This window comes from Tatumella sp. JGM94, assembly GCF_018257595.1.
Lineage (GTDB): Bacteria > Pseudomonadota > Gammaproteobacteria > Enterobacterales > Enterobacteriaceae > Tatumella > Tatumella punctata.
In genome coordinates, this window is the sequence record NZ_JAERJN010000005.1 from 172,175 (window position 1) to 182,325 (window position 10,151).

The window sequence follows — 10,151 nt, forward strand, 5'->3', positions numbered from 1 at the left end:
ATCGCCTCCTGAACTTAACCTGCGACCAGGTTAAGCAGTTTACCCGGAACGTAAATAACTTTACGTACAGTAACGCCTTCCAGGTATTTTGCCACAAGGTGTTCCTGAGCGGCCAGAGCCTGCACCTGCTCCTGAGTGGAGTTAACCGGAACCGTAATTTTTCCGCGGACCTTGCCATTCACCTGAACCACAATCAGTACTGAGTCTTCGACCATGGCACTTTCGTCTGCCACCGGCCATTGCGCGGTGTCGATAGTCTGTTTGTGCCCCAGGGTCTGCCACAGTTCAAAACAGGCGTGCGGGGTGAACGGATACAGTAAACGAACCACGGCATCTAACGCTTCCTGCATCAGAGCACGATCCTGATCGGTGTCCTGTGGTGCTTTCAGCAGTTTGTTCATCAGTTCCATCACAGCGGCGATGGCCGTGTTGAAGGTCTGACGACGGCCAATATCATCAGAGACTTTTGCCACCGTTTTATGAACATCACGGCGCAGTGCTTTCTGGTCGTCATTCAGCTGCCCGGCGTCTAACACCGGAGCGGGGCCCTTGCTGCTATGGTCATAGACCAGTTTCCAGACACGTTTCAGGAAACGGTTAGCACCTTCAACGCCGGATTCCTGCCATTCCAGAGTCATTTCTGCCGGAGAGGCGAACATCATAAACAGACGGACGGTATCTGCGCCGTAACGTTCTACCATTAACTGCGGGTCAATACCGTTATTTTTAGATTTTGACATCTTACTCATACCGGCATAAATCACTTCACGGCCATCTTTGTCGGTGGCACTGGTAATCCGGCCTTTCTCGTCACGTACGACAGAAACATCGACCGGAGAAACCCAGTTACGCTCACCGTTGCTGCCTGTGTAGTAGAAGGCATCGGCCAGTACCATACCCTGACATAACAGGCGTTTGGCAGGCTCGTTTGAGTTTACCAGTCCGGCGTCACGTAACAGTTTATGGAAGAAGCGGAAATACATCAGGTGCATAATGGCATGTTCGATACCACCCACATACTGATCGACCGGCAGCCAGTAGTTGGCGGCGGCCGGGTCAAGCATTCCCTGGTCATAATGCGTACAGGTATAGCGCGCGTAATACCAGGATGACTCCATAAAGGTATCGAAAGTATCGGTTTCGCGCAGTGCCGGCTGACCATTCACCGTAGTTTTGGCCCATTCAGGGTCGGCTTTGATCGGACTGGTGATGCCGTTCATTGCCACATCTTCCGGAAGAATGACAGGTAACTGATCTTCCGGCGTCGGGACGACAGTACCGTCTTCCAGAGTTACCATTGGGATCGGGGCACCCCAGTAACGCTGACGGGACACGCCCCAGTCGCGCAGACGGTAGTTTACTTTACGCTCACCGACACCTTTGGCCGCCAGCGCATCAGCAATAGCGTTGAAACCGTCCTGATGAGACAGTCCATCGAACGGTCCGGAATTAAACAGCGTTCCCTTACCGGTCATTGCCGCGTCACTGATATCCGGTTCGCTGCCATCCTCATTGAGGATCACGGGTTTTATGGCCAGACCATATTTGCTGGCGAACTCCCAGTCACGCTGGTCATGGCCGGGAACGGCCATAACCGCACCTGTGCCGTATTCCATCAGGACAAAGTTAGCCACCCACAGGGGTAATTTATCACCGGTCAGGGGATGGATAACAAACATGCCCGTTGGCTGACCTTTTTTCTCCATGGTTGCCATATCAGCTTCAGCAACTTTGGTATTACTGCATTCGTCGATAAACGCGCTCAGTTGCGGGTTACCGATGGCCGCCTGGCGTGCCAGCGGATGTCCGGCGGCAACAGCGACATAGGTCGCCCCCATAAAAGTGTCCGGGCGGGTGGTGTAGACCGTCAGTTTCTGGTCGCTGTCGGCCACATTAAAGGTGATTTCCACCCCTTCCGAGCGGCCAATCCAGTTACGCTGCATGGTTTTAACCTGCTCAGGCCAGCCTTCCAGCGTATCCAGGTCATTCAGTAACTCTTCCGCATAGTCAGTAATTTTGATAAACCACTGGGGGATCTCTTTACGCTCAACTTTGGTATCACAACGCCAGCAGCAGCCTTCGATAACCTGTTCGTTGGCCAGTACGGTCTGATCGTTAGGACACCAGTTGACGGCGGAAGTCTTTTTGTAGACCAGGCCTTTTTCGAACAGTTGCGTAAAGAACCATTGCTCCCAGCGATAGTATTCCGGCTGACAGGTGGCCAGCTCACGGCTCCAGTCGTAGCCAAAACCCAGCAGTTTCAGCTGGTTTTTCATATACTCGATGTTTTCGTAGGTCCAGGGTGCAGGCGCGGTATTATTTTTGACAGCGGCACCTTCGGCAGGCAGACCAAATGCATCCCAGCCAATAGGCTGCAGAACATTTTTACCCAGCAGACGCTGATAGCGGGCAATAACATCACCAATGGTGTAGTTACGCACATGGCCCATATGTAGACGGCCAGAAGGATAGGGGAGCATTGACAGGCAGTAGTACTTTTCTTTCCCTTCCTGTTCAGTGACTTTAAAGGTTTCCTGATCGTGCCAGTATTGCTGGACTTTAGATTCTATCTCTTCCGGGCGGTATTGCTCTTGCATGGCAGCCTGTGGTCCTTGTTGAATTGCGCGAAGCTTACTGCAGTGTTTTTTATACGATCCCCATAGCATACCCATAAGGTCAGCGCGCAACAACACCCGCATTACACCCTGGCGGTATTTATCATCGAAACAGGCAGCGGTGAGTGACAGAAATCGTCGTTTCAGCCCGTATGGCCGGCGATATTTCCGGCGCCGCCGGGCCGCAAAGCTGCCCTCCAGACTGCCCGGAAAACAAAGGAGACGCCGGTGCATAGCACCGGCAAAACAGATTAGCGGCGACGGCGGGCTATCAGTGAGGCAGCCATCGCTACGGCAGAGAGTAACCAGACCGTCAGGTTACCACTGCGGGCATAAGGTGTGAGCCCGCGCGCAGGCGTGACCTCAGCCTGTAATACACCCTCACTGAACTGCGGAAGCTGCTGCACAATATCACCCTGCGGATTCACAATAGCGGTTACCCCGTTATTAGTATCTCGCAGCAGCGGCCGGCCAAGTTCCAGAGCCCGCATCCGCGCCATCTGCAGGTGCTGCCAGGGGCCAATCGAGTGGCCAAACCAGGCATCGTTAGACACAGTCAGCAGAAAGTCAGTATCCGGCCGGAAATTATCGCGAACGTGCTCGCCCAGCACAATCTCATAGCAGATAGCCGTCGTCAGATGATAACCGTCGAGGTTTAACGGTGGCTGACGATACTGGCCACGGCTGAACGATGACATAGGTAAATCAAAAAACGGAGCCAGCGGCCGCAGCAGATCTTCCATTGGCACAAATTCACCAAAAGGAACCAGGTGATTTTTCTGGTAACGATTCAGGCTTTGGTAACTGTAGGGTTGCTGCGGATTACCCAGAACCACGACAGTGTTGTAATCATGGTAGCGATTACCCTGCAATCTGGAATCGACAATACCGGTTGCGAGGGTACTGCCATTATTGCGCAGAATGTCATCCAGCTGTGTCAGAAAAGGCTGCTCGTTGCTTTCAAGATCAGTAATCGCCGATTCCGGCCAGATAATGATTCTGGCGTTGCCTAATACCGGGCGGGTAAGGCGCAGATAGGTATCCAGGGTGGTCTGTAGCTGCCGTGAGTCCCATTTCATTGACTGGGGAATGTTCCCCTGAACCAGCGCCACTGATACTTTGCGCTCAGTGACCGGCTGATACCAGTGCAGATAACGTAATGGCCAGCTGACCAGCATAATCAAAACCGCGGCTATCACTGCACGTAAATGACGCTGTAGCAGACTGTAGGTGATCAGGCCCGCAATCAGCATCAGGACAAAGGTAATACTTTCGACCCCGGCAAGGGGAGCCAGACCTTTCAGTGGTCCGTTGATCTGGCTGTAGCCAAATTGCAGCCACGGAAACCCCGTCAGTACCCAGCCGCGTAAGAACTCGGTGAACTGCCATAGTGCCGGGGCGGCTAAAAACAGTCGCCACGGGGTGGCGGCCGGCCAGAACCGGTTGAGTAATCCACTGAATAACATCGGGAAAAGGGACAACCAGCCCGCCAGCAAGACCACCAGAAATACATTTACCGGGCCAGGCATACCACCGAAAGTGGCAATACTGACGTATACCCAGTTGACGCCTGAGCCGAATAGCCCCATTCCCCAGAAAAAACCAATCGCTATCGCCTGCGGGGTGGAACGTTTCAGAGTTAACGCCTGTAAACCTGTCAGGGAGATCAGGGCGGCAGGCCAGAAATCAAAAGGAGAGAATGCCAGGGTGCCGACGGCACCCGTAAGTAAAGCCAGCAACAGACGTATTTTCTGCTGCCGGAATAACTGATTCAGGGCCGTCATAGGCTGTTATTCGTCTTCAAGTTGAGGAGGAGTGGCATCATCCGGGATTTTAACGTGTACCTGGAGGATGCGACGTCTGTCGGCCATTGCCACTTTGAACTGATAACCGTCAATCGTAATATTTTCGCCCCTGGCCGGCAGATGCCCGAAACTTTGCATCACCAGGCCACCGATAGTATCGACTTCTTCATCACTAAACCCGGTACCAAACAACTCATTAAAGTCTTCAATAGTTGTCAGGGCCCGCAGGGAATAAGTATGGCGACTCAGCTGCCGGATATCGCTGGCATCCTCTTCGTCATATTCATCCTCGATTTCGCCGACAATCAGTTCAAGAATATCTTCAATGGTGACCAGTCCGGAAACGCCGCCAAATTCATCAATCACTATCGCCATATGGTAACGCTGGGAGCGAAACTCTTTGAGCATACGGTCGACACGTTTACTTTCCGGGACGACAACCACCGGACGTAATACCTCAGCGATACTGAATGGTGCCGAACTGCTGCGCATAAACGGCAACAGGTCCTTCGCCATCAGGATACCTTCCACATGATCTTTATCTTCACTGATCACCGGAAACCGTGAGTGGGCAGACTCAATGATAACATCGAGACATTCTTCGAGACTCTGGTCCTGTTTGAGGGTGATCATCTGAGAGCGTGGGATCATAATATCTCTTACCCGCTGCTCGGCAATTTCCATCACGCCTTCCATCATATCGCGGGTGTCCTGATCAATCAGGTCTTTCTGCTCTGAGTCGCGGATCAGCTCCAGCAACTCGTCACGGTTCTGGGGTTCACCGTGAAACAGTTGGTTGATCAGTAAAGAAAAAAATCCCTTTTTACTGGCGGGGGTATCGCTGTTTTGTGAATGGTCATCGCTCATGGCGTATTTATTTAGTTCTCTCTGTGGGGGAATAAATGCTGTCAGGGGGCGTCACTGACAGCAGGGTGACCGGCAGAAACCGGTGATTAATCCATATCTTTCTCGGAAATGTACGGGTCAGGATAGCCCATAGCAAGCATTATCTCTGTTTCAATGCCTTCCATCTCTTCGGCTTCATCATCAATGATGTGGTCGTAGCCTAACAAATGCAGGGTACCATGCACTACCATATGTGCCCAGTGAGCTTCGGCCAGTTTCTGCTGATCCGCAGCTTCACGTTCGACGACCTGCCGGCAGATAATCAGGTCCCCAAGCAGGGGTAAATCCTCGATGCCCGGCGGTGCCTCAAACGGAAAGGACAGCACGTTAGTCGGTTTGTCCATACCGCGGTAGGTCAGATTCAGTTCGTGGCTTTCTGCTTCATCTACCAGCCGGATAGTCACCTCACTCTCGGGCTGAAACAGGCTGACGGTTGCCGTCAGCCAGCGGAGAAAGGAAGCTTCATCCGGGAGTCCGCGGGTATTTTCACAGGCATTCTGCAAATCAAGTGTTACGTTACTGCTCATACATTCTCCTGCGGGGGGGAAAGCGCTTCTTTTTTACGCTCTTCAGCCTGCCGCTCACGGCGTTTCTGGTCAGCTTCTTCCCAGGCTTCATAGGCGACCACTATCCGTGCTACCACGGGATGGCGCACCACATCTTCACTGTGGAAGAAATTAAAACTGAGCTCTTTCACGCCGGATAAGACTTCAATGGCGTGTTTCAGGCCAGAGCGTGCATTACGGGGGAGATCGATCTGTGTGACATCCCCGGTGATCACCGCTTTGGAGTTAAAACCAATACGGGTCAGAAACATTTTCATCTGTTCAATAGTGGTGTTCTGACTTTCATCCAGAATGATAAACGCATCATTTAATGTACGACCACGCATATACGCCAGCGGAGCCACTTCAATTACATTACGTTCAATCAGTTTCTCAACCCGTTCAAAGCCCAGCATTTCAAACAGCGCGTCATACAATGGCCGTAAATAAGGGTCAACTTTCTGACTCAGGTCACCCGGCAAAAACCCCAGCTTCTCTCCGGCTTCAACCGCCGGACGGGTCAGCAGGATGCGCCGGACTTCCTGGCGTTCCAGAGCATCGACTGCCGCAGCCACTGCCAGATAGGTTTTGCCGGTACCGGCAGGGCCAATACCAAAGGTAATATCATGGTCGAGAATATGGGCAATATAGCTCGCCTGGTTCGGGGTGCGTGGTTTGATCACCCCGCGCTTAGTCTGAATATTAACCGCCTTACCGTAATCCGGCACACTGTCGGCGGTCTGTTCCAATACACGACTTTCTTTGATTGCCAGATGAATAGCTTCCGGATCAATCTCTTTGCTTTTACCGCGTACCGGTGCTGTCTCCACATACAGATTTTTCAGTATATGTTCCGCAGCATCCACGCACAGGGGTTTGCCGGACAGGGTAAAACGGTTATCGCGGCGATTAATCTCTATCCCGAGGCGACGTTCCAGATGTTTCAGATTATCGTCAACAGGGCCGGTCAGACTGAGCAGACGCTGATTATCTGCTGGTTCGAGGGCTATTTCGCGGGTTTCGATATTCAAAGTAATCCTATGGGTCGCTGAGGGCCGGTTAATCAACAACACACTATGCTGCCTGTTTTACAGGGGGATAGCCGCTAGTGATGCTGTTTGTCAGAAATTAAATGGTATATCAGGATATCGGGGCGGAATCAGAAAAATCCAGCCCCCGGAGGCAGGCTTTTTGCGGCAGCGGAAGGCTGCCGCAGCGGATAACGGGATCAGGGCTGCCAGATACCGACACCGGTCTCGTTTTCTTTACGGGTGCGGGCAATGACCGAGGCCGGAGACTCAGTGACGCGCAGTTCCATCTCTTTTTCCGTACGGACGGCGACACCACGCAATGAGTTAGGATAGACATCGACTATTTCAACATCGACGAATTTACCAATCATATCCGGGGTGCCTTCGAAATTGACCACGCGGTTATTTTCGGTACGACCGGAAAGTTCCATCAGATTTTTACGTGAAGTGCCTTCCACCAGTACCCGCTGTACTGTCCCCAGCATACGCCGGCTCCAGGCCATTGCCTGCTGGTTAATCCGTTCCTGAAGGATCCATAAACGCTGTTTTTTCTCTTCTTCGCTGACGTCGTCAGGCAAATCCGCCGCCGGAGTACCGGGCCTGGCAGAATAGATAAAACTGAAGCTCATATCAAAATTAACATCAGCAATCAGTTTCATGGTCTTTTCGAAGTCTTCCTGAGTTTCACCCGGGAAACCGATGATAAAGTCAGAACTGATTTGGATATCCGGCCGTGCTTCACGCAGTTTACGGATAATCGCTTTGAATTCCAGCGCGGTGTGTGCGCGCTTCATTAGCGTCAGGATCCGATCGGCACCGCTTTGCACTGGTAAATGCAGGAAGCTGACCAGCTCCGGAGTATCGCGATAGACATCGATAATATCATCGGTAAACTCAATCGGATGACTGGTGGTAAAGCGGATACGGTCAATGCCGTCAATCGCAGCGACCAGACGTAACAGGTCGGCAAAACTACAGACCGAGCCATCGAAATTTTCGCCCCGGTAAGCATTGACGTTCTGACCCAGCAGGTTAACTTCACGCACCCCCTGAGCAGCCAGCTGGGCGATTTCGAACAGAATATCATCGCTGGGACGGCTGACTTCTTCACCACGTGTATAAGGGACCACGCAGAAAGTACAGTATTTATTACAGCCTTCCATTATGGAAACAAAGGCGGTAGGGCCATCGGCACGAGGTTCCGGCAAACGGTCAAATTTCTCGATTTCCGGGAAGCTGATATCAACTACCGGGCTTTTGTTACCCCGGACACTGTTGATCATTTCCGGCAGACGATGCAGCGTCTGCGGACCGAACACGATATCCACATAATGTGCGCGCTGGCGGATATGGTCGCCTTCCTGTGATGCAACACAACCGCCGACACCGATAATCAGTTCCGGATTTTTTTCTTTTAAAATTCTCCAGCGTCCCAGCTGGTGGAATACTTTTTCCTGGGCCTTTTCACGGATAGAGCAGGTATTAAGCAATAATACGTCCGCCTCTTCCGCATTCTCGGTCAGAGTAAAGCCGTGGGTTGTATTCAGGAGGTCTGACATTTTAGATGAATCGTACTCGTTCATCTGGCAGCCCCAGGTCTTTATGTGCAATTTTTTTGTCATCAAACTGGCCATTAATTCAGTGCAAGGATGTGCAGGCGGCATATTGTAATGCTTTGCTGCTGTTGTGACCAGTGCGGAGGCTTTTCTGATCGTGACTTGATTTTCCGGTACACTGTGGCGATTAGCGTAGCCCGGATGATGGCGGGTAATCAGTCATGGGAAGGATAGTCACATGCAGGAAGATCAATTTGATGTAGTGATCACCGGCGGGGGTATGGTCGGTGCGGCTCTGGCCTGTGGTTTAGCACGGCATCAGTTCAGGGTGGCGGTGATAGACCACCAGTTACCGCGTCCCTTTGATCCCGCAAGCCTGCCGGATGTCCGTATTTCGGCAATAGGGGCGGCTTCGGTAGGGTTACTTAAAGAGCTTGAAGTCTGGGACGCCGTGCAGGCGATGCGCTGTACTCCGTACCGTCGTCTGGAAACCTGGGAATGGCAGAATGCCCACGCGGTGTTTGATGCGGCGTCACTCGGTTTGCCTGAGCTGGGTTATATGGTGGAGAACAGTGTCCTGCAATCAGCCTTGTGGCATAAAATGCAGTCGCAGGACATAACCCTGCTGTGTCCGGCCAGCGTGACATCCGCCAGCTACAACGGCCAATACTGGCAGCTGACTCTGCAGAGCGGTCAGCAGCTTACCACCCGGTTATGGGTGGGGGCCGACGGCGCTAACTCAAAGGTTCGCCAGCTGGCAGGCATCGGGGTTAATGGCTGGGATTATTCACAATCCTGCATGCTGATTTCGGCAGAATGTGAAAATCCGCCCGGTGACAGTACCTGGCAACAATTTACGCCGCAGGGACCACGGGCATTCCTGCCATTACATGACAATTATGCTTCATTGGTCTGGTATGACAGCCCGGCCCGCATCCGGCAATTATCCAGGCTGCCGCTCAGTCAGCTTAATCAGCAGGTCGCCAGCCATTTTCCTGACCGCCTCGGTAAAGTCACAGTACTGGGCTGCGGTGCATTCCCTCTGACTCGTCGTCATGCCACCGGTTATGTGCGTCCCGGGCTGGCACTGGTCGGTGATGCAGCTCATACGATTAATCCGCTGGCAGGGCAGGGGGTTAATCTCGGGTATCGTGATGTTGACGGATTAATTGATGTTCTGGCGGAAGCACGAAAAGCGGGGTGTGACTGGTGGCAGTCAGAGGTGCTGAACCGTTATCAGCGTAAACGCTACAAAGATAATTTACTGATGCAAAGCGGAATGGATCTTTTCTATCTGGCATTCAGTAACCGGAGCCATCCGTTAATGCTGGCGAGAAACCTTGCCCTGATGGCTGCCCAGCGTGGTGGCTGGCTGAAAAAGAAAGCCCTCAGCTATGCGCTGGGGTTATAGCCCCGGATCAATTCAGAGAGTGTTCTGTCGAGAGATAAAGCGGTCTGCGGACCGTTTTTTATGGGCTGACAGTAAGTAAAAAACACAAAAGAAAAAAGCTCACCGGAGTGAGCTTTCAAAATTGGCTGGGGTGCAGGGATTCGAACCCCGGAATGCTGGTATCAGAAACCAGTGCCTTACCGCTTGGCGACACCCCAATTTTATTTGGTGGCTACGACGGGATTCGAACCTGTGACCCCATCATTATGAGTGATGTGCTCTAACCAACTGAGCTACGTAGCC

Annotated in this window: 7 protein-coding genes and 2 tRNA genes; 1 reads left to right on the plus strand and 8 read right to left on the minus strand. The window is 52.3% G+C overall.

The window, feature by feature from the left end; genetic code table 11:
• Positions 1 to 14: 14 nt before the first annotated feature.
• From leuS to miaB, 6 genes are all read right to left on the minus strand, one after another.
• A complete protein-coding gene (leuS, locus tag JK216_RS05745; protein ID WP_212709891.1) occupies positions 15 to 2,597 on the minus strand; it encodes a leucine--tRNA ligase in 2,583 nt (860 codons plus the stop codon).
• A 269-nt stretch (positions 2,598 to 2,866) separates the two neighbouring features.
• The gene (gene lnt / locus JK216_RS05750) at positions 2,867 to 4,399 is read right to left on the minus strand and encodes an apolipoprotein N-acyltransferase (protein ID WP_212711098.1); all 1,533 of its coding nucleotides are present in this window, start codon (positions 4,397 to 4,399) and stop codon (positions 2,867 to 2,869) included.
• Positions 4,400 to 4,405: 6 nt separating this feature from the next.
• On the minus strand, positions 4,406 to 5,287 hold the full coding sequence (gene corC / locus JK216_RS05755; protein WP_212708411.1) for a CNNM family magnesium/cobalt transport protein CorC: 882 nt from the start codon (positions 5,285 to 5,287) through the stop codon (positions 4,406 to 4,408).
• A gap of 86 nt (positions 5,288 to 5,373) precedes the next feature.
• Positions 5,374 to 5,853 carry an rRNA maturation RNase YbeY gene (ybeY, locus tag JK216_RS05760; protein WP_212708410.1) on the minus strand — a complete coding sequence of 160 codons (480 nt, stop codon included), beginning with the start codon at positions 5,851 to 5,853 and terminating at the stop codon, positions 5,374 to 5,376.
• The gene (locus JK216_RS05765) at positions 5,850 to 6,902 is read right to left on the minus strand and encodes a PhoH family protein (RefSeq protein WP_212709893.1); all 1,053 of its coding nucleotides are present in this window, start codon (positions 6,900 to 6,902) and stop codon (positions 5,850 to 5,852) included. The genes ybeY and JK216_RS05765 overlap by 4 nt, the downstream gene beginning before the upstream one ends.
• Positions 6,903 to 7,099: 197 nt before the next feature.
• Entirely contained in the window at positions 7,100 to 8,524 is a 1,425-nt protein-coding gene (gene miaB, locus JK216_RS05770; protein WP_212708408.1) for a tRNA (N6-isopentenyl adenosine(37)-C2)-methylthiotransferase MiaB, read from the minus strand.
• Between the two features lie 172 nt (positions 8,525 to 8,696).
• Between miaB and ubiF the strand changes: the two genes are divergently transcribed.
• On the plus strand, positions 8,697 to 9,869 hold the full coding sequence (gene ubiF / locus JK216_RS05775; protein WP_212708407.1) for a 3-demethoxyubiquinol 3-hydroxylase: 1,173 nt from the start codon (positions 8,697 to 8,699) through the stop codon (positions 9,867 to 9,869).
• A 122-nt stretch (positions 9,870 to 9,991) separates the two neighbouring features.
• Here the strand turns inward: ubiF and JK216_RS05780 are convergent.
• Together JK216_RS05780 and JK216_RS05785 are read right to left on the minus strand one after the other, a co-directional pair.
• Positions 9,992 to 10,066, minus strand: a tRNA-Gln gene (locus JK216_RS05780).
• A gap of 8 nt (positions 10,067 to 10,074) precedes the next feature.
• Positions 10,075 to 10,151 (minus strand) — tRNA-Met (locus tag JK216_RS05785).